The sequence below is a fragment of the Spirosoma agri genome (genome assembly GCF_010747415.1).
Lineage (GTDB): Bacteria > Bacteroidota > Bacteroidia > Cytophagales > Spirosomataceae > Spirosoma > Spirosoma agri.
In genome coordinates, this window is the sequence record NZ_JAAGNZ010000001.1 from 854,990 (window position 1) to 875,543 (window position 20,554).

17 protein-coding genes are annotated in these 20,554 nt (G+C 37.9%); 5 read left to right on the forward strand and 12 right to left on the reverse strand.

Annotated elements, in window-relative coordinates; genetic code table 11:
• Positions 1–268 precede the first annotated feature (268 nt).
• Positions 269–706, reverse strand: coding sequence for a hypothetical protein (locus GK091_RS03580; protein ID WP_164035242.1), 438 nt, complete (start codon positions 704–706; stop codon positions 269–271).
• Between the two features lie 122 nt (positions 707–828).
• Here GK091_RS03580 and GK091_RS03585 point away from each other — a divergent pair, with 122 nt between their 5' ends.
• The gene (locus GK091_RS03585; RefSeq protein ID WP_164035243.1) at positions 829–1,047 is read left to right on the forward strand and encodes a helix-turn-helix domain-containing protein; all 219 of its coding nucleotides are present in this window, start codon (positions 829–831) and stop codon (positions 1,045–1,047) included.
• Positions 1,048–1,249: 202 nt separating this feature from the next.
• On the opposite strand, the gene GK091_RS03590 is transcribed toward GK091_RS03585, so the two are convergent.
• The 8 genes from GK091_RS03590 to GK091_RS03625 all read right to left on the reverse strand — a co-directional run bounded on the left by GK091_RS03590 (position 1,250) and on the right by GK091_RS03625 (position 8,242).
• Complete coding sequence (locus tag GK091_RS03590; protein ID WP_164035244.1) at positions 1,250–2,398, reverse strand: hypothetical protein; 1,149 nt, start codon at positions 2,396–2,398, stop codon at positions 1,250–1,252.
• Positions 2,399–2,630: 232 nt separating this feature from the next.
• Positions 2,631–3,170: a hypothetical protein gene (locus tag GK091_RS03595; RefSeq protein ID WP_164035245.1), complete on the reverse strand. Its 540-nt coding sequence runs from the start codon at positions 3,168–3,170 to the stop codon at positions 2,631–2,633.
• Positions 3,157–3,987, reverse strand: coding sequence for a hypothetical protein (locus GK091_RS03600; protein WP_164035246.1), 831 nt, complete (start codon positions 3,985–3,987; stop codon positions 3,157–3,159). Before GK091_RS03600 ends, GK091_RS03595 begins: the two co-directional genes overlap by 14 nt.
• Before the next feature lie 217 nt (positions 3,988–4,204).
• Positions 4,205–4,399, reverse strand: a complete 195-nt coding sequence (locus tag GK091_RS30010) for a transposase (protein WP_394351857.1) — start codon at positions 4,397–4,399, stop codon at positions 4,205–4,207.
• Positions 4,396–4,941, reverse strand: coding sequence for an IS1595 family transposase (locus GK091_RS03610; RefSeq protein ID WP_164035247.1), 546 nt, complete (start codon positions 4,939–4,941; stop codon positions 4,396–4,398). Before GK091_RS03610 ends, GK091_RS30010 begins: the two co-directional genes overlap by 4 nt.
• A gap of 287 nt (positions 4,942–5,228) precedes the next feature.
• Positions 5,229–5,918 (reverse strand): FRG domain-containing protein, encoded by a 690-nt coding sequence (locus GK091_RS03615; protein ID WP_164035248.1) that lies wholly within the window; start codon positions 5,916–5,918, stop codon positions 5,229–5,231.
• Between the two features lie 719 nt (positions 5,919–6,637).
• The gene (locus GK091_RS03620) at positions 6,638–7,684 is read right to left on the reverse strand and encodes a hypothetical protein (RefSeq protein ID WP_164035249.1); all 1,047 of its coding nucleotides are present in this window, start codon (positions 7,682–7,684) and stop codon (positions 6,638–6,640) included.
• 321 nt (positions 7,685–8,005) lie between these two features.
• Positions 8,006–8,242, reverse strand: a complete 237-nt coding sequence (locus tag GK091_RS03625; protein ID WP_164035250.1) for a hypothetical protein — start codon at positions 8,240–8,242, stop codon at positions 8,006–8,008.
• Between the two features lie 474 nt (positions 8,243–8,716).
• Here GK091_RS03625 and GK091_RS03630 point away from each other — a divergent pair, with 474 nt between their 5' ends.
• Positions 8,717–9,193 (forward strand): hypothetical protein, encoded by a 477-nt coding sequence (locus GK091_RS03630; protein WP_164035251.1) that lies wholly within the window; start codon positions 8,717–8,719, stop codon positions 9,191–9,193.
• Positions 9,194–10,902: 1,709 nt separating this feature from the next.
• Here GK091_RS03630 and GK091_RS03635 read toward each other — a convergent pair.
• The 3 genes from GK091_RS03635 to GK091_RS03645 all read right to left on the reverse strand — a co-directional run bounded on the left by GK091_RS03635 (position 10,903) and on the right by GK091_RS03645 (position 15,839).
• Complete coding sequence (locus tag GK091_RS03635) at positions 10,903–12,333, reverse strand: hypothetical protein (protein ID WP_164035252.1); 1,431 nt, start codon at positions 12,331–12,333, stop codon at positions 10,903–10,905.
• Positions 12,334–12,488: 155 nt separating this feature from the next.
• Positions 12,489–13,796, reverse strand: a complete 1,308-nt coding sequence (locus tag GK091_RS03640; protein WP_164035253.1) for a BT4734/BF3469 family protein — start codon at positions 13,794–13,796, stop codon at positions 12,489–12,491.
• 651 nt (positions 13,797–14,447) lie between these two features.
• Positions 14,448–15,839, reverse strand: a complete 1,392-nt coding sequence (locus GK091_RS03645) for a site-specific integrase (RefSeq protein ID WP_164035254.1) — start codon at positions 15,837–15,839, stop codon at positions 14,448–14,450.
• Positions 15,840–16,284: 445 nt separating this feature from the next.
• On the opposite strand from GK091_RS03645, the gene GK091_RS03650 reads away from it, so the two are divergent.
• From GK091_RS03650 to GK091_RS03660, 3 genes are all read left to right on the forward strand, one after another.
• Complete coding sequence (locus tag GK091_RS03650) at positions 16,285–16,629, forward strand: hypothetical protein (protein WP_164035255.1); 345 nt, start codon at positions 16,285–16,287, stop codon at positions 16,627–16,629.
• 236 nt (positions 16,630–16,865) lie between these two features.
• Positions 16,866–17,261: a hypothetical protein gene (locus GK091_RS03655; RefSeq protein WP_164035256.1), complete on the forward strand. Its 396-nt coding sequence runs from the start codon at positions 16,866–16,868 to the stop codon at positions 17,259–17,261.
• Between the two features lie 623 nt (positions 17,262–17,884).
• Entirely contained in the window at positions 17,885–20,272 is a 2,388-nt protein-coding gene (locus tag GK091_RS03660) for a family 78 glycoside hydrolase catalytic domain (RefSeq protein WP_394351873.1), read from the forward strand.
• The last annotated feature ends 282 nt before the right edge of the window (positions 20,273–20,554 follow it).

The following is a 20,554-nucleotide window of genomic DNA, read 5'->3' on the forward strand; positions in this document are numbered from 1 at the left end:
CTTATTTCAGTAAAAAGTAGATGGCAAGTAGGATAGCCGCTATCAGCCACCTAACTGTTTTTATGTTTTTTCGCGATTCTGCTCTGTGATCAAGTTCATCAACACATTGGCCACACACATTCTTTTTGGAGTAGTGTTTACTGTTGCCATAAGAAACACGTCGTCCATAATTTACCCGCTCAGTAGTGCCACTGTAGAGTTCACGTCGATAAAGTCGTTGATTTGCTGGCAAAATAATACCACATCGTTGACAGGTTGGCATAAGTGTCTATTTTAGATTCTTCCAACCAACGACTCTGTAATTTTCCAGCGAGATTTCCAGATCATAGCTAGGATTACCTAGACGGTTCGTGGATTCGCCATAGTACCACTTAGAGGTCATTACACCCTTATAATTTCCATCAAGTATTTTATCGGGCTGGCCCATTGAGGTCAACAGAAGGATCATGGGCATATCTTCAAAAAAGATACCGCGTTCTAGTTGTTGAGCTAGATCGTTCCCATACTGATTACTATAGACTTGTGTAATGGTGGCAAGATGATCACGCCGAATCAGATTCATTTCCTGTCTGGCCGTTTCAAATTCAGCTTGAGCTGACTGCTGCCAGTTGTTGATTTTTCGGGATTCATATAGCTGTTTACCTACCATTGTAGCTATGTAGCCTATGATTGAGATGTTGCCCAAATAGAATAAAGCTTCCTTCATAGAATTAATGTAGATCTTGGAGCGATTAAGTTAAATTCTTCGTCAAATATAGTCTTTGTCAGCCAATCTACTGACAGTCGATTAATAAACATCTCCCAATTTGCTCATACTTGAATTGGGCAATGGAAAAAGCCACCTTCTTAAAATTGTTGGGTCAAAATATCGCTAGTCTTCGACTAGCAAAAGGCTGGTCGCAGACTGACCTAGCCAATGCCTGTGATAAAGATCGACAGACACTACATAAAGTGGAAAATGGACAGGTGAATGTATCAGTATACTTTCTAAAACAGATTGCTGAAGCGTTGGAAATTCCCGTTTATCAGATTCTTGTTTTTAAGTAATTCCTTTCTAGCTCGTTGTGTAGACGCTAGCACACATTTTTTAAGCTTGTACAATAAACTAAGCTATATCAGAAGTATATAGCCATGTCTAATACGATTCTAAATACAACCATTCATATCCTTTATTCGTGTTTAGTTAGGCTACTTAAATTCCATAAAAGCTTCCTACCTATAAACAGAGCTAGCCTAATTAGTGTATAATTTAATTATTCTTTTCTAACTCCTCAATGGTTTTTTTTATTTCGGTAGTGTCGAATAATGCAGATCCAATTTCAATTGCACGTCTGTAAAACGGCAAAATGAATTTTGGAAAACTTTTCCTTTTAAAATAATTTTCTTCTTTAAGCATTTTCTGATGGCGTAAACCACCAAATTTTAATAACAAATTAGTAGCTTTTGCAATTTCATCAGGATAGTTTCTTTCAGAAATTTTTTCAATCAAGTTATGAAATTCTGCATCACTTTGATGAATATCATCTTTATCCTCATACCTCTTAATTTGGTCATTAATTTCTATAGATTCAATATTGGGCATATCAAATCTAATATTATGACCAACGTACATATCGTATTTTTCATCGTACCATATCCCGGCATCGTACCATTCGTCAAAGAATTGAACATGTTTTTCAATTTTGAAACCTTTCAATCCTTGATTTGACCCTAAAATAGTTATATTACTTGGATTTGGGAAAAAGCCAAAGACCACTTTGTTCTCCTTATAGCTTGCAAATGCATTTAGATAAAGGTCTCTAAACGATTCAAAGAAAGATATCACATTGTTTATTTTCGGATAAAAAAAGCCGTTTATTTCAAACGAAGATTGGCCTATGCCACCAATATAAATTGGTTCAGTTTCGTGTAGTATATAATTATCATTACCTAAAGAATAAGCTGAATGAAAGAATGTGTTTCGTATTTCTTTGAAGTAGTTTTCCTTAAAAAATTTTACAATATTGTGTTTATTCGCATCAAATAAAAGTTCTAATAAAAATTCTTGTTTTTCCCCAATACCTAAAACCCTTTCATATTTTTTTGTTTTCCAAAAAAGATATGATGAGCCTCTGTAACCCATTTTTACTTTACAAAGACTACCAATAATATTGTAGAAATCGCTATTCTCAAAAAAAGTAGAATAAAGTAAAGCCCCCATTCTTGTTTTCTCTTTGTCAGTATGCGAAATATAAAGTCTTTTATAAAAGTCTAAAGCTTCAAACCATTCGTGAAGATTCGTGGTCAGTTTATGTGTACCCATCCCTCTATAATTGATTAACGTTAAAACCAATTCAAATTCACTTCTTTGCTTGGCTTCATCAAATAAGAGTTTGAGTTCATCTATTACTTCTTCCATTTATTTTTATCTTTTTTAAAGGCAATTATATATTTGACGACCCCCAATATTGATAAGGTTACGGAAAAGCCCTTGTATAAATAGGGGCTTTCATTGTTTATCCTCGTCGTTCCAGTCCTGTTTGTGCATATCTTCTTCGCCCTGATCGTCAGGCGGTGGGGTATTTGGTAGAATCTCAAGTGCTTCATCAAACCTCATGTCTAACTATAGCGGTTCGTCGCCATTAGGCTTATTATTCTGTTTCTTCATTTTCTTCTTCGTATAAATCAACTTCTAATTCCCGCTGTGCTTCAAGTTCTATCTTTTTGGCAAGGTAGTCTGATCTGCTTTGCGTTAACTTAAGCGTAACTATTACGGCAGTGATGGTAGCAATAAGACTGTACGTAAAAACAAACAGAAAAGTAAGAAAAATAGGTCTATTGTGTTCTGTATTGCTTCCATTTAATGATGCATGAATATAGATTACTATATTGAAGATAAGGGAAATAAATAGGATGAATAATGTTGCTTTGAAGTAAGCTAGCATCCGAGAAAACAACTTATTCCCTTTTTCGATGAAAACAATAAACTCGTTGTCTGGAAAGGCTAAAATCACTGCAAGACTAGCAAAGAAAATCGAAAAAATGATGGATAAAACAGCTATTGCAGTTCCATAAATTGCAACACATACTGAGTTTTCGATTTTATCTGGCACAAATAGAACACCTAATATTAAGGCAATAAGCCCCAAAATAGTATCGTAACTTAATATGTATGATTCAATTCTTCTCATCAATCAACTTATTAATTTGGTCAATTATTTCAAAAGGCCTCATGCTGTTAAATTCATCTATATTCGCTTTTTTTTGCCTTTCTGATTTTGTAGAGCTTATAGTTATTTGCTTACCACTTTTTGTTTCGCCCATCGCTTTGCCTATGCCATATCCAACGTCTGTATAAATGCTATTATTCTTAATTTCCTCATCATTAATATTAAGACCACCCTTCTTTGCTTTGTACTTCGTTTTCTTCTGACTTACATTTTGGGTGTTTAGCTTTTTGTCAATATCTTGAATAAGGTCAATCGGATAAGGGTTTGTCGGGTGGATAGTCAACTCCAAATAAAATACGGTCTTTAACTTCTGTAAACTTTCGTAAAAACTGTAATTGTCATGTATGGGTATTGCTTCACATTCATAGGCTAAATTATAATTAATAAGCCCCTTGGTAATCAATTGATTGAATCTATCAATAAATGAAGCCTTCGCAATGTTTTTATTTTCATTATAAAGTAGAATATTTTCCTTAAACTCAATAATGAAATTTGATTGCGCAAATACTTTATCTAAAACGGTCTGGCTTTTGGTCTTTTGATTTGGAACGTCCATTGTTGTATCTTCTTCATCTCGATACTTAACTAATTTTCCAATAATCATTTGAACGCCTTTGTGTTCAATTATTTCAACGTCAGCAAATGTAAACGGACTTGACCTAAAGTGAATAGTTCCACTATTATTTAAGGCTTTAACAACAACGTCAATTAGATCTGCTTCTTTTCCGGTGTAAAATAATGTCTTGTTATAGTTTAATTTAGCAAAATAGAAGTCCATATGGTCAGTGGATAAGGTCTTTATACATTAAACGTCCAATGACGTTAGAAAGCATATAGTCAACCCGTTCTCCTTCTTTCATCTCACGAAAATTATACCGGAATCCGTATTCTCAGACGTAGTTCTGTAAGTCCTTTACTGAAACGTGGTGGTATATACCGAAAATTCCTCATTCGAAGTGACTCCAAAAGTTTTCTATGCCGTTGGTCTGAGAGTTTCAACTAACATACTCACCTTCAAGGTGTTTCACCACTTGATGGTTATACAACAAATTTGCGTCAATATAAGTCCTAAATTCATCCGTCATCAGGTTTGACACGATTTTGACATGTTTACGAATGATGGGCTGAAGAGTGCGGGAGTCGGTAGAAGTGACGACCATAGCAACAACGCGACCGTTACGCTCTTTCATGTCGAAAATAGGGGCTTTTGTTTTCGTGCTACGCCCTTTCGTTCCTTTCTGACCCTGTCAGCGTGTTTATTCTTTTCCTTATCACCTACATACGTTTCATCGGCTTCTATCGTACCCGACAACTTAACCGCTTCTACTTCGTCAACAGGCTTGTTGAATGATTTCTGCTGAACAGCGTAGCGGATACGGTGAAGCATGAACCAAGCCGTTTTTTGCGTCACGCCTAAGTCTTTAGCTAGTTGGCAGGATGAAACACCTTTTTTGTGTGAAGTCGGCAGATACACGGCAATGAACCACTTATGTAAAGCGATAGGGCTATCTTCAAAAATGGTGCCTAGTCGAACGCTGAATTTTTTACAGCAGCCAGCACATTTATAGTCTCCCGACTTGAATTGATACGACTTCTGGCAACCACACCGGGGACAAACGGGCGTCCCTTTCCAGCGAAGTTGAGTAAGGTGTTGCTTATAGGTGTATTCGTCAGAAAAGTAGTCGTTCAGTTGGACTAGTGACTTGAATTTAGGTGTAGAAGCAGGTGCCATATTGTCGTTCAATTATGACAATATAATAGCGATTAAGTATCTGATTATCAAAATAGTTGTTCACTTATTTCAATCACTTATCATATTATTTTCCCGTCTATTTGTGTATTGGGGTCGTCAAGTATATAATTACCTTAGTAAAACAGAACATAAAATTCTTTATTACATTACTAGTTTACTTTTTAAATGCTATTTTATAACTACACTTCCTCTTCAAAGTTATCCTGATTTTAATAACTAAAAGCTGTACATTACCACACTATTGGCAATATTTATGTAACGATACATTAAAAATCGTCAATAATTGTATTACGAAGATGTTTCGCGATACCATCAACATCTGGAAAAATACTACTTGCGTTTATTCCATATGTATTCAATTTTCGTCTAAAATCTTTTTTCAGTTGATTAGGAAAAATAACTTTTCTTATTCTGTTTGGATTGAGCAGTTCATTCAATTCAATTTTAGGGTCTTCTTGAATTGTAAAATATCCAAATTGGTTTTTTATACGACTTGTGACATGTGGAATAGAAAGTAGCTTTACTTCATTAGTGTCAAATGGACTGTGGTCGGGAATATCATAAATGATTCCTTCTTTTTTTATTAGAATATAAACTGAAAAATTATCTGTTTGAATATCGTCTAAATCACTTTCTGTAGCAAAGTAGAGCGCTATAAGAGGATTGGATGTCCAATCCAACAGTCTAGTTGGCAAGCCATGGTGCTGGGCTATGGCTAACCATTCCCAATCATTTACCGGCCTATGTGAAAGAAATGGTAAAGCTTGATTTTTAAAAATTTTAAAAATTGTTTTCTCATTGAAATAGCTACCAAGGCTTATATCTATTCTACCAATTGTAGGAATTAATTTGTATGATTCCTTTTTTACACCTCTAAAGAAATATCGCGTATCGGGTTCAAATTGATTGAACTTTTCATTAAAATCGTCGAATGAATTGAGATGAATTTCCTCCATATACATTGCCTGTTGATTAAATTTAATTACAGCTGATTATAGTATTTCAATAGAAAATACGCATCTACATTGTAGTATTCCTAATCTTAGTTGTCATGTGTTTAGTCTGCAACTAGATACCATACTACAAATTCAATTCTAAATAATTAGACGTTTCTCGTGTCAGCGGAGACTCGCCTAATTAGTCAAAAAGCTAGCCTGTTTGACCGTATCACTTGTCGACAAGAATCTAACTCATGTATAGCAAAGAACTGGATTTACACCATCAACCAAAAACCTGTCGAAGGTTGCTCTGCTTTTACTGATTGCATTATTTATTTCAACATCTTCATGCTCAAGGTTAGAAATGCCTGTCTCGCTGACAACTTTGCTTGGTTTAGTAGTGCATGGTGAGTTATGTGCAAATGAAAGAATGAAAAAAATTTTGCATAAAAATGTGTTGTGAACAGTTTTTAAAATTTTAGGCGTTCACCCTGTCAACCGGAACTTTAATAATTAGCTAAAATATTTGCCTGTTGAGATGGATAAACTGTCGCCAGAACCTGCCTTGAACTTCCCCTTTGGCCAGTTCACCCAATACTTACAGGAACTGATGGATGAGAAAGCAACTCAAAACTATACAAATAGCGTTTAGCTTTATATCCTTTGCTGGTTAGGCTGTAGACTCTATTTCGGGAGGAGAATCTTGTCAGTGGAGAAATACAAAGTACAAAGCGTTACTACCACCCATAGAAAGTTCTTATAGCTTCAACTAACAGTCCACCCGCTGCACCGATGCCAATTTGCCATGTGCCATCAAGACTCTTTGCAATCATTTTAGTTATCCACCCATTCGTTTCAGCGCCAAAAGTTCCTTTTTCTTTGTTTAGGCCATCAGACTTTAAAATGGTTTTCAACTCATCTATATCCTGTTGGGAGACTTGATTTTCTCTGAGTTTCTTGGCCAAACTTTCAAAATCTTCTTTCTTAACCTCAATACGCACTTCGTTGCCTGTGTTAATCAAGGCTCCTTCTTGCGCCTGAATCACACCTGAGTTATGACTACCAATTATAGTATTACCGCCACTAACGTGAATGTTATTGTGACGATGCGATTCTTTCTCCTCTTTGTGTTTCTTCCAATTTTCAAAACCTCCAAATTCAATTGCTTTTTCACCCTCAAGTGTCAACTCATATGAATCTTTGCTGATGGGCTTAACAAGACCGTGTCGAACTAATTTGTCAAATGCTTTTTCATACTCATTCGATGAACCTCTGGTAGGATGCGCGACATATCCCTCTTCGGCATCGTGTAGTATTTGATCTATGTGTTCAGATATAGTCATAGTTTGGTACAAAGCTGTATTTGTGATCGATGAGGCACGGAAATCACGTCCTTGAGTAATTCCCAAATTGTTATTGCCTATAATTGCATTTCCACTTACGTAAATAGGAGGCTGATTTTCCCGTTCACGTCTTACCATGTCCTGAGCTTCGTAATCAGCGAGGTACTTCTGCCAGCCACCATTATCGAAAACATCAATACCTTTTGCCATTATATTAATGGCTGTTTCTGGCTGGCCAACTCCTTGGCACCTCTTGGCTACACCATGTTCATACATTTTGCTACGAACCTTTAACTCCATATGGGTATCATAGTCGTAATTGCTCGTATGGCAAAAATCTGGCACTTGCAAACAGCTACCTTTAAAATCGGTGTTGAGTCGCATCAAAATGTGTTCGATAATATCGTCAACAGTGGTATCACTAGTATACTCAAATCTCATTTTTATAAACTATATAGACGTGCCCTGTGTCGCAGGGAACATGGAAATAAAAGTCTGATCTAGCTAATAAGGCCGTTCATCATGTTACAAAGATCCCGCCCAACAGCAAATGTTTTACTTACTCATTTCTAAACTATTGCAGGTAGTTTATCTTCTAATTACGAAATAGTTAGTTTGACAAACCTACTGAAAAGACTGAGGCAAACAAATTAATGGTTTAAACAGAGACGCTTTATAGCTTTATATTTTTCTTGTTAAGTAGCAAATCATCCTTGTGCGTCCCGTAACCTCTCATCTAAAGGTCATTCTACGTAAAGTGATCTATATTTCCTTATATGCATAATGAATGATTATTTCATCATTTTCAACCCGTCTATAATTGAGCGTGTTTACTAAATAATTTTCAATCACATTTACAATGGGAGTAGTATTCGCATCTTCGAAAGTATAATCTGGAAAAACTTGCTGATTTGCTCTTGCCCAATCTTTAGGCGTGGTGGCACTAATAACTCCGCAGTTGTTGAAAATTATAAAATGCTTCTTATTTGTTCGGGGCATGTGGCTTCTTTTTTTAATTACGTGATTATTTTAGGTGTTCTCTCGATCACCTAGAAACGAGAGTATAGACCGTCAATCTAACTGTGGAGAAGTTTAGGCTGTCAAACGACGTACAAAATAGCAAGTAACATATGCTTGTCGGCTAAGTGTATCTTATCATACAGATGTTGAGGATGCAATAAACGAGCATATTAGCACCCAACATATCTTGAGTATAAAACCATTATATTACAAAAGTCTCATTGTCAGTACGATAGAATTTAGCGTCTAGTATTTAATGTAGTTGTAATGTAACTTATCACAAATGAATAAGCTAGTATACATATTTTCAACTTTCATTCCTTAAAATAATTAAACGGTAGTTGTTTGACGTCTATCTTGAACTAACCTGACAACCAATAGTCATCTATGTATTTAGCTACTTTTAAGGGTGATAACATGATACTACTGTCAGAATTATGATTCATTTACAGTATGACAAATGATGAAGTCAACCTGTCATTTAGCGATACTAACATTAAACTAGCCAATGCCATAAATTTGACTAACAAAATGGGTAAGCTGAGAATCGGAAAAGCGAATGAGTTGATCACCACGTCTAGTTACTCTGATACCGATATTGGCCTTATTCGGCAAACTGCCCTGATTAGTGTTAGTTTTTCGAAACGATTTCGTATGGATCGATTACCGGAAACATTGACCAACCTAGACATGGCTGTATCATATTTATCTATCCTGTTGCCAGTTGACCGTAACTCTAACTATAATTTTAATGTCAGTATGATAAATGGCGGGTTCACCTATCCAACCAACGGTTCTGTTGTATTGATGAACCAATCAGCAACTGATTTATACAGTCGTCTCATCAAAAAGTACTCTGGAACAGTCGGAAAAGGCACTGGCTCAAAAGTTCAGTTAGTAGGTACTTATATTACGGTTGGATTCAAGTGAACAGGAGAATAACCTTACTTAGTTAGATCATTATGAAAGGTGGCAAAGTGTAGCTATTTGACCACTGCCACCTCTTTTACCACAATACTGATAGTGGCAATAATGAATACCGGTTTTTGAATTTGCCACTATACAGGTTTGCCACCACTGGCAATACAAATCATGAAGATGATAATAATTAATATGTACCATAATTCATTGCCATCTTTTTGATTTCATTATGAGTAGTGGCAACATGTGTAAAGGTAATTACCCTGTATTGCCACTAGCTATCCTATTATCAAACTACTGAATACTGATTCATTATTGCTGCAACTAGTTTTTGTACACCGACTATGTAAAACCAAGTTTACTACGAAAGCGTGTAGATAACAATAGGCAAAAGATTTAATTCGTCTGCTGCTTATATTTCAGTCAAATTTAGAGAAACTAAACACCGAATTGGTTGTTTAGTTCATAAAATTATTTATCCATTGCGAAATAAACAAATAAAGATCGATTTAAGGCCCATCACAGCCTCAAGGTTGAGTTAAATTACAAAAGATATACAACTAGATCATTTAAATAAAGTAACTGCTTACATGTCATTTGTGAGCGTCATTCTCCAGAACATCTATATTTTTTCCAATTGATAAATTCTAGTGATCAGATTTTCTCTTCCAACATTGGTGGTAACCCTAATAGTTTGGTTAATTCTTAATTTACTGTTTGATCTGTAAACAAAAAAAACACATAAAGCGACGTCTAAATAATTTAACAGGTGATGAAAATAACTGCATCAACCAATTACGAGTTTTGTTGTTACATGTAATTTTTAGATTACTATAAAGTTTAAGTTTTTACATTAGTGATTGGCTAAAAATTAACCATATAACAACATAATAATTTTACCTTAAAAGTCTAACTATCAACACTTTATAAAAAATTTACTGAAGTACCCAGATTCTTCCCTTATATTATACCCCTTCAAATAGTTTAATTACTACTTTTATACTTATTTAATCTTTATTATTATATTATAGCTCACTCTATTCATTAATTCATACTCATAATAGTTCTATTGTATGTTAATACTTTTACTCTAACCATTCAACCTATTTTTAATAAATTTTATACTTATTTTTTTTCTTGTTTAACAAATAAGTCAAATAGTTTTATGTATTTATTTGCAGATAGTCAACCTTTGAATCAACAATTTAGCAATTAACCTTAAAAAGGATAAATCAATTACTAATCTTTCAGTATATTTTTACTTAATTCTGTTTATTTATTTCTTTTTATTCACTAGTGTTCACTAATTTAATTTAAAAAATAGTTCATTTTAAATTTTCATAATTTGTCTCACGTATAAGATAGTTTTCATTATTAACTAGAATGCTTTCTTAGTAACGGTAGTGGCAGCTTTATCTTCGATTTAATTATTACCATTATCAGTTTCCTAACAACCAGTTAGTCTAAACCAAATCTTATTTTAGCTTTTATTTTGTAACTAGTAAAAATAAATTAGAACTTATGCATTGAACAAACTTCTTTTAGTAGCTCAATTCAATGTATAAGTTCTGAACAGTTATGTTATTTCAACAGTAGATACCTTTTCAACATCCACAATTGAGCTACAGGCAATTATCTCTACCTAAATGGATAACTATATCATTTAAGCACATATAACGTCTTAAATCAACTTTTTAGAGTTTTGACAGATACAAATTCTATTCAAACTTGTCTGGATGCCAACGTTCCAATTTTAATTTAGGTGGTAGTCCAGTAAAAGCCATCAATTCTTCATACATGATAGTTTGCAATGGTTTCACAAAGGGCTCTGTAGTGGCTACACTATCATGAATGGTGAATATGGGTGCCTTGGGATGTTGTTTGGCAAATCGTTTCGTTATGACTTGAAGTACCATATAGGACTCGATACATTGAAGTAGGCAGGGTAATACTTCTTTTTGAGTTTGTTTGAACTGACGTAATAAGGCGTCAACTGTTGGAAAAAGCGTTTGAAAGCATTTCTTCGATTTTGTTGAATACTGATTGGCAGTATATAAAATCTCAATCACAACTTGTTTTACCTCATCTCTACTGTTGTAATCGATACCCATTTTTTTAAATTCATCCTTCATGTAGAGGTACAAATCAGATGGATTGTCATCCACTCCACTAACCAACGACTTATACTGAATAACATCATGATTGGTAAACTTTCCGAAGAAATCATCCGAACTCATCAGACCATCTGGAAATAGCACAGATTCAACGGTGGAATACAGATCTTTGTTGATTTTGTACAGATTGATCGTTTTTTTATCGTCTATGTATATTTCCTTCTTGAACAGGGCTGTTATAAAATAGGGTTGACTATTCTTGATGTCAATGGACGTTAAATAGTTACCTTTGTAGGTTATAAATTTTCTATTTTGGCTGGACATATTCGTTAATGCGGTATGGAGTCTTTGACCTTTATCATCTACAGAAAAATGAGTATGGCCAATAGATAAAGAAATTATATTCACTTTGTTGCAGTTGTATTGCGTTATTGGATTTTTCACCTCAATTGTATGCTTCCGTTTGTTATACTTTTTTTCACGTAGCTCAGGATGGAGAAGTAACATAGTACGTTTCCGTTCGGCCTCTTTTAATGCAGATTGATGATCAATAGATAGTGAACAGACCGGCCATAGATCTCTTAATAAGTGCCCATAATTAGGCTTCAATTCAGTAAACTTGTTCTTATCTTTTTTCTTTAGAATGTTGACGAAATTTTTACTGTAATCTACCGTCTTTATTTCAGCACTGCTAAATTTAAAAGTAAACCTATATCCGTAACTTTTTGCTTTATCACTGTTAGTACCGCGGATGAAATAATTATCTGATTCAATTACATGCGTACTGATGAAGTAGTCTATATACTGCCGGTAACTGTGGACATATTCCTGCAATCGATTAGAATATAATGGCGTGAAGTTTTTAGTGATGTCCATGTTGTCAAGTAGTTCATGATCCTGAGCTGGGGCAATAATAATCTGGCTCAAACAATACAGTCCATGATCCCTATTAAAATTAGAAATTCCGTAAAAATTGGGTGGATACTGGTCTAAATGCTCTTCAAGATTGAAGTTTTCTGGTACTATGGCTTTCATTGCTCAAATTAGTAAGTAATAATTAGCTAGTAGAATGATTACAGCAACTAGCAGGGATGAAGCTATACTTATAGTTGAACGAATAGTCTAAACATTTTAAGTGAGTAATGGCAACACAGAGTTTTATGAATTGCCATTACAATTCCCGAAGAACATCAATCAATTTGGCTTAGATACAAGTAATGTTTATTGCCATCACTACGTTTTGCCACTATAACTGATTTGCCGCTAGTATTTTTATGAATCGATTGGTCAGCAATAATCCGTGTTATCGTATTTCGAATAGTTCTGTTTTTACGATTATATTTCATTTCGAGTAGTTGTTGAACTTCTCCTTGTGGTATCTGACCAGTTTCTAATAACGCTACTAAATATACGTTAACTTCAGGATGATCAATTGCCTCCCTATGACCCTTTGATGAGTTAGGTTCTCCTACCTTATTGCTACAAATTATGATTGCCTTACTTATTGAGTCGTATTCAAAATTGATTGATTCTCTCTTTTTACCTTCTGTTCTTCCAAAACTGATCTGAATCAATTCTTTGTTATTAGAATTAGGTTTAACTAAAATCTCTGTACTTGTTTTTGTATCATAATGGTTACTATGCCACTTGTAGATGTTAAATATGCTACTTAATACAGAAGCAGTTTCTCGTTCATCATCGAATGAACTACCATCATGATTTTGGTTATTCGTTGAAGTAATTAAACTCAGTGTATTCTCAACTGGTGCGTCTTCTAAAACTGGTTGCCTCATCTCTTTGATTTCCTTAACAATGGGTTCATTATCATCAAATAAAGTAATGACCTTACTCACTGGGTTGTAGTGTACATTTGGATTATGGCAAACACTAAAACCTCGGCTTATCGAAATTTTAAGTAATGCAGAGTTAATTGGCATTAATGATTGGTAATGGCTTGCTACCTTTTTCGAATAATTTTTTTCATTTATTTCGTCTTGACATCCAGTTTCTACTATTATAACTAGACTTGAACCTTTTTTATATGTATAGGTCAAACGTGTATATGGATCGTTAGCTACAATCGACTGCATTTGTCTACTGGTCTTATAACTTAAACCATAAAAGCGAATACACACGTAACCAGAAATCTTTGTTATATCAACTTTTCCGTCAATAGCTTTAATACTCTGGTTCCAACATACATAACCAAAACTATTTCTTGAATTAACTTTAAATTTGTTTGGTAAATAGTCAGTCATGTGCTGACTCCGTGGAAAACCAAATTGAATTAGGTGGGCTATTTCTGTTACAGTTAAGTGTAATTTTATAGTTTTCCCTTGATCGTCTTTGCATTTTGTAGTTAGACTGATTAAAGGAATAGTTTTGTCCGTAGAACTGACTCGATTTGCACTATTGATCGAAAAATTACATAAAAGATCTGAAACAGACTTCTGTATTTCAGTTGGTATTGAAATAGTTGAATTGATTGAAATTTCCATAGTAATTTAAAATAAATTTCCCACAACGGCCAAATTTTTAGCCGCATTGCATAAATTGCGTTAAAATAATTGTGATGATTGTACTTGTAGTTATCCCGTTACTTCACCTGCTATTTTGTCCTGTTATCTCTTATCCGTTCTCGTTATCCTAATAAAGTAGCCTAATCAATTTTCCGTTTCTATTCCTAGTTTTATTTCCTACTTTGTATCTTCTTTTGTTTGTACCTTCTTCCGTTTTTATGTGCAACCAGAATTTCACATACGATAGTTCCCCAACTTTAAAAGTAAACAGAATCTTATAGAGGTAGTTTATAAACTACTTTATATATTATTCTTGTATTAAAAGATTTTGCAATATATTATTCTTAAAATGTTCAATAAGCAATCTTTACATTTTATAGAAAATTACTCAAGCAAAATCAAAAAAATCATACAAAGTTCTGTAAATTTTTGAATTTGGTCATAATAACTATTAATAGAGTGAAATATCTTACTTATGTCTTTGTTCAAGTGATGAGTTAGCCACCTTTGTATTTGTCTTGGAGCTAGGTTAAAAATAGTTAAAGTAGGCTTAGCAAAATAGTTTTAATCATAGATGTGATCGATAATGAACCAAAACAAAGTTTAATTATATCTATTTCATATAAATGGTTACAATAATGCTTCATAAGCAGAATCAATTGCTTCAGATGCAAACGAATCCAGATAGATGGCAGTAACCGCTTCGGTTTTATGACCCATTGCCTGACTTATAACAGCAGTACTAGTACCCTTTTGTCGTAATGTAGTGGCAAAGGAATGTCGGGCTACGTATGTCGTTAGTGGAGTTTCAATGCCGACTCGTTTCCCTAAAACCTTTAGATCTTTGTTTACTTGACCTAACACCTTATGCAATCGGTTATTAATCTGTGTTTCGGTTTTATGCTGTCCAATGCTTAGGATAGGGAATACATAACTGTCGGGACTAACGTATGTCGATTGTCTGTAATCGTTGATAAGGGCAACTGCAGATTGGATTAAGCGAATTGTGAATTTTCCGCCAGTTTTCTGTCTAATGTAGATTAGTCTGGTATACCCTTCGGCATCAGTACTAATGTTGTGCCAACGAAGTTTAGACAAATCGACAAAATTGATGCCTCCACAGTAGAAAGAAAACAGAAATACATGTTTTGAAAGACTTAGTCGTTCAGTCTCCGCTAAGTTCTTTATTTTAGCAATTGCAATCGCATTGCGTTTACCTTTGAAATCATCAGCAGAATATAATCCGATCGGCGTAAAATTTTCGATTTTCCGTATGTCATCTCGACTAATAGCGCGTTTCTGAGTTGAGGTATCGAATTTACCTATACTAAATTTATGTTTGTCAGCAGCACTTCGAGCAAAAGGATAGTGTTCTGGTTTGGCTACACCTTCAGCAATAGCTTTGTTTATAACAGCCCGTAAAGTCCTGAATCTGTTGCTTAAGGTTGTATCCGAATTTCCTCTCTGACGAAAGAAGGCTTCCAGTTGATTACACAATCGAACAGTAACTTCACTAATGGCTAAATCCTCCTTTTTGTAGACACCGTCAATAAAGTCAGTAAGTTGGTTTCTAAGATCCCTATAGATTGTACTGTTACCATTTTGACGGGCTATAACCATAGTCGATGTTATTTCATCTATGTAAGCTAACAGCGAAATGCTACGAATCTGTTTGCGGCTTTCTACGGCTTTATTGGCTACTGCTTTCGCATCGTGCTGTTCATCGGCCATAGACAGTGTACTAGCAGCTTGACTATACTTTTTCTCCCAATTCTCTAATTCTGTAATAAGGTCGTTGCGAAGTTCTTCCGTATAACTACGCCTTATTGCTTCCTTGTAACCAGTGTATTTGCTGTTCCAGTACTTAGGGTGTAAGCTCAAACCAGTTGCAACAAACTTGCTTTTACGGTCTTTTGTAATGCGTAACCAGAACGGATGAGAACCATCTTGTAACACTTTATGAGTGCGATATATGATCTTTACTGTTGCCTTACCTTCTTTAAATTCAGTAGTCCTTGCCATTTGTTGTACCTAATCATTCGAGGTACAACGTTAGGTACAACAAATATAAAAAACTTTGTTGTACCTATAAAAAATTTGTGTAGAAATTTACAAAAAATCTCTGTAAATCAATAAGTTAAGTAGTTATTTTCTGTTAAGTTATACTGCCTTACAAGCAGAGGGTCGGGGGTTCGAATCCCTCAACTCCCACACTAGAAATCAAGCACTTAGCAGCAATGTTAAGTGCTTTTTGCTTTTAGGTACAACGACAGTATGCACTGTGTTTACTCCTCCGTAAAGTGCATACCTGCAAAAGCTACTCAGTCTGCGCTGTAGCTATTTTAGTCTAGCTGTATAAAACTTACAAAGACTTTCTGTTGAAGCCATACAATCAGTTGTAGGCTTAGTTGTAGCCAAACTCGTCATAATCGTTGTTCTAAGGGGAGAATTTCAATCATATCAGGCTATGAAAACTAGAATGCTATCTGCTGTTGCGTTGGTTATGTTGATGACCCACTTCAGCGTACAGGCACAAACGACGCCAAGAGCGGCTGCAACCGGTAAGCCAGCCAATTCTCAAATGAATGGACGGTCACCGAAGAATTCAAATGCGATGAGCCGGGCAACGGTAGACGGTTCAGATGGTAGCGCGACTAATGATGGAGCCAGCGGTCAGAGTGGCCGCCCGGCTCCTTTGCCGGTAGTTGCCACTGATAAGAAAACGATCAAAAGCAGCCGGAATATGAAAAACAAGTCCGTCAATATGAATCGTACATCAGCATCGCCCGGTAAAAAATCAGCGGACCAATAGAAAGGCAAAACAGTTCAGTATGATTGATGTTAATCGCAGGATATTAGTTGTCAGTGCGTTAACGTGTAAGAACACCCGCGTCTTATCGAATGGCGTTGGGAGAGCGTGTACCAGATGCAGTTACCCCAGTCTATTGTTTTGGAAACAGGCAACCAGTTTACGGTTTCGCTGCCACTGCTTGCCTGACTGGCTGGCCGGGCCTTAGTTGGAGAAAGCCATTCATTAACTTACTTCTGATGAAGTTATTCTTTCTGCTTCTGGTTATCAGTATAACCGGCACGTATGGACAATCCGCTTTATATGGCGAAAAGCTAGATAGCCCGTTGACGTTGCGCAATGGGCTGGTAATAGTTGTTGGCGATACAATCCATTTTGGCAAAGGAACACTACCAAATGGTGATTTCAACTACATCACCAGATCAGGTAAAACGCCACTGACTCGTCAGTGGTGTGGGCGTTATGCCATCGTTCAGGCAATACGTGGTAATGAGCGAAAAAAATACATTGTTGTTCGGGCTGGTCGGACTGCGGTAATTGACATAACGGCCGCTATCAGCGTAGCAGAAATAGTGGGAATAAATAAATCTAGCTTAACGCTTACACCTGTCCATATTCGGGGCGATTACAGATGAATGCCTGTAATACATGTGACTAGACATATAGTAGGATATGACCTCCCGGGCAGTCAGCAATGCGCTTCTGTTCCGTTCAGATAGGGTACGCGGTCAACGTAAATGCGTCTTCTGGCTTGACCTATTTGTTTAGCTTACAGCAAGTGAGGCTGGCTAATCCGACAAGTAAAAACCCGGCAGCTCTGTTACAAGCTACCGGGCCGCGGTTAAACTACTCCACAAAGCATCCTGCATGATGAAGTTACCCCAAAATTAAGACCTAATCATGATCGTATCAACTAGTATTGATTCATGTGTGTTGAATTACATCACTAGTTCTGCCTTTTTTCATCCACGTGTGATTCGTTTAGGTCGGTACAGGCTCGTTGGTAGTTTACATGCGGTATCTTGCCCCCGTGCTCATCACCGGGTACACACGACGCAGTAGCTCATTATTGAAGAATATCGTCAGGTAATCTGCCGGTCAACTCTTTAGCAATAGTTTAGAAACAACGGTTTGGAACTGTTACTTTACTTCAGGGGGTATCAGTCGTAAAACGGGCGGAAGTCGTATTTTTGTCAAAAATCGTATCCGTGTGACTGTTCTTTTCCGAGTATATCGTTCGTTGCTACCAGTTGTAGGGTTGCTGGTCTTCGCCAATCTCCTTTGGGCCCAGACACCACCTCCCGACTGGACCTCCCAATACTGGACAGCCCGCTGGATTTTGCACCCTACCGCTCCGTCGCGGCAATACGGCGTTTTTCATTTTCGCAAAACCGTCGAACTGGCCCAGAAACCAACGCGCTTTGTAGTTCACGTGTCGGCCGATAATCGTTATAGGCTCTTTGTAAATGGCAAATCGGTAGCGATGGGCCCCGCCCGCAGCGATACACAAAACTGGAATTACGAAACGATTGATCTTGCTCCTTATTTACAGGCAGGGCGAAATGTGCTGGCGGCACAGGTATGGTACATGGGTGAGGGCGCTCCCTTCGCGCAGATGAGTTACCAGCTCGGGTTTCTGGTACAGGGTGACAGCGATACCGAAAAAGTAGTCAACACGGACGCTACGTGGAAAATTTTCCAGAATCCGGCGTACTCACCCATTAAAAACGATATTCCTAAACTGCGTACCTATATTGTGGTGGGCGATGGGGATCGGGTCGATGCGGCAACGTACCCGTGGGGGTGGGAGCAGCCGAGTTTTGACGATAAAGCCTGGGTTGCGGCCAAAACGCTTAATTTTCCGGCCAAGCCACGCGGTCTGGGCACCGATGGGAACTGGGGACTGGTGCCACGAACAATTCCGATGATGACCGAGAAACCCCTCCGGCTGACTACGGTTCGGCGGAGTGAACACGGTAAAATGGATAACGCCTTTCTACAGGGCAAATCGCCGGTGACGATTTCAACGAATACGAAAGCCGTTTTTCTGCTGGATCAGGGATACCTCACCAATGCCTATCCTGAACTGACCGTTTCTCAGGGAAAAGGGGCAACCATAACACTGAGCTACGCCGAAGCACTGGTTGACAGCAAAGGCCAGAAAGGAAACCGGAACGAACTGGAAGGGCGGACACTACGCGGCTTCGATGATCAGTTTGTTGCCGATGGCGGTAGTAAACGTACGTTCCGACCGTTGTGGTTTCGAACGTATCGCTATCTGCAACTGACGGTTGAGACCAAAGGCGAATCGCTGGTGCTGGATGAGTTGATCGGGCAGTACACGGCTTATCCATTCGAGGAAAAGGCGCAGGTCGTAACCAGTGATACAACCCTGAAAGCGATCTGGAATGTCGGCTGGCGAACGGCGCAACTTTGTGCGGGCGAAAACTATTACGACTGTCCGTACTACGAACAACTGCAATACACGGGCGACACCCGCATTCAATCGCTGATTTCGTTGTATGTAACGGGCGATGATCGACTGATGCGGAAAGCCATTGCCGATTATGACCATAGCCGGTTCAATGATGGACTGACCCAAAGCCGTTACCCTTCCGCCGATTTTCAGGTTATTCCAACGTTTTCGCTGTTCTGGGTCTGCATGATTCACGATTACTGGATGCATCGGCAGGACGACGCATTTGTGAAGTCGATGCTGCCGGGCATACTGGGCGTGCTGAACTGGCACGAACAGCGAATTGCCAAAACAGGGCTGAACGGTCCGCTGGAGTGGTGGAACTTCGTTGACTGGTCGACGTGGCAGAATGCGAAAGATGAAACAGCCGGTGGTGTTCCGGCGGGTGCGCGGAAGGGCGGATCGAGTATCTTGTCGCTTCAACAGGCATACACTTATTTTCGGGCGGGTGATCTGTTGGCACACTACGGACAGAACGAACGGGCCGAACATTACCGCGAACTAGGGCGTAAGCTAAATAAAGCCGTATATGCGCAATGCTGGGATGCTGGTCGGGGCTTAATGGCTGATACGCCCATCGTTCCTGCCGGACAGGCTGGCAAGACGAGCTATAGCCAACACGCCAATATTCTGGCCGTATTGACCGATGCCGTGCCAGCTGCTCAGCAAGCGGCCCTGTTACAGAAGGTCATGGCCGATCCCAAGGGCGGGCCGGATTCGCTAACCCAAGCTACGTTCTATTTTAAATTCTATCTGTTCGAAGCGTTGAAGAAAACGGGCCTTGGTGATCAGTTTGTGAGCCAGTTGAAGCCCTGGCGTGACATGCTGGCTATTGGCCTGACCACTTTTGCCGAAAACCCCGAGCCAACCCGTTCCGACTGCCACGCCTGGAGCGCATCGCCACTCTACGAACTGTTATCGATCACCTGTGGCATTCGACCGGCAGAGCCAGGATTTAAGTCCGTTCGGATTGAGCCGTATCTGGGCAATTTAACGACGGTTAATGGACGGATGCCGCATCCACTCGGCGACATTGCGGTACAATTCCAGAAGACAGCGACGGGCGGATTGACGGGCACCGTTACGCTACCTACCAACGTGACCGGGACACTCCGTTGGAAAGGGAAGGCGTTGCCCCTGAAAGCTGGTCAACAAACGGTGACTCTATAGATGGCTTACGAACCTGTAGTCGTTCCTGAAGTTACTGTTTATATACATGTATCCTCTTTGATTAACTTGATATTGTTAGCTTCTTTTTTTACAGATGAGTGCTCCCTAATCCCCGTAGCTCAGCAATACATTCGACGTTTTTTCTATTTTTGTCATTTACAAGTTACGGTGGGTATCAAAACGCTCGGGCAGATTGGCCGGGCGTTTTTTGTTTCTCCACGACCGGGACGATTCGGTAAAAGCTGGTTACTAATGCCACGTACACGGCTATCCATACATTGC

Excerpts from the sequence above, each read along its gene's own strand:
- GK091_RS03640 (WP_164035253.1), bottom strand. The coding sequence starts at position 13,796 with ATGGAAATTTCAATCAATTCAACTATTTCAATACCAACTGAAATACAG.
- GK091_RS03655 (WP_164035256.1), top strand. The coding sequence starts at position 16,866 with ATGAAGTTATTCTTTCTGCTTCTGGTTATCAGTATAACCGGCACGTAT.
- GK091_RS03595 (WP_164035245.1), bottom strand. The coding sequence starts at position 3,170 with ATGAGAAGAATTGAATCATACATATTAAGTTACGATACTATTTTGGGG.
- GK091_RS03600 (WP_164035246.1), bottom strand. The coding sequence starts at position 3,987 with ATGGACTTCTATTTTGCTAAATTAAACTATAACAAGACATTATTTTAC.
- GK091_RS03630 (WP_164035251.1), top strand. The coding sequence starts at position 8,717 with ATGACAAATGATGAAGTCAACCTGTCATTTAGCGATACTAACATTAAA.
- GK091_RS03620 (WP_164035249.1), bottom strand. The coding sequence starts at position 7,684 with ATGAGATTTGAGTATACTAGTGATACCACTGTTGACGATATTATCGAA.
- GK091_RS03625 (WP_164035250.1), bottom strand. The coding sequence starts at position 8,242 with ATGCCCCGAACAAATAAGAAGCATTTTATAATTTTCAACAACTGCGGA.
- GK091_RS03615 (WP_164035248.1), bottom strand. The coding sequence starts at position 5,918 with ATGGAGGAAATTCATCTCAATTCATTCGACGATTTTAATGAAAAGTTC.
- GK091_RS03585 (WP_164035243.1), top strand. The coding sequence starts at position 829 with ATGGAAAAAGCCACCTTCTTAAAATTGTTGGGTCAAAATATCGCTAGT.
- GK091_RS03635 (WP_164035252.1), bottom strand. The coding sequence starts at position 12,333 with ATGAAAGCCATAGTACCAGAAAACTTCAATCTTGAAGAGCATTTAGAC.
- GK091_RS03645 (WP_164035254.1), bottom strand. The coding sequence starts at position 15,839 with ATGGCAAGGACTACTGAATTTAAAGAAGGTAAGGCAACAGTAAAGATC.
- GK091_RS03650 (WP_164035255.1), top strand. The coding sequence starts at position 16,285 with ATGAAAACTAGAATGCTATCTGCTGTTGCGTTGGTTATGTTGATGACC.
- GK091_RS03610 (WP_164035247.1), bottom strand. The coding sequence starts at position 4,941 with ATGGCACCTGCTTCTACACCTAAATTCAAGTCACTAGTCCAACTGAAC.
- GK091_RS30010 (WP_394351857.1), bottom strand. The coding sequence starts at position 4,399 with ATGAAAGAGCGTAACGGTCGCGTTGTTGCTATGGTCGTCACTTCTACC.
- GK091_RS03580 (WP_164035242.1), bottom strand. The coding sequence starts at position 706 with ATGAAGGAAGCTTTATTCTATTTGGGCAACATCTCAATCATAGGCTAC.
- GK091_RS03590 (WP_164035244.1), bottom strand. The coding sequence starts at position 2,398 with ATGGAAGAAGTAATAGATGAACTCAAACTCTTATTTGATGAAGCCAAG.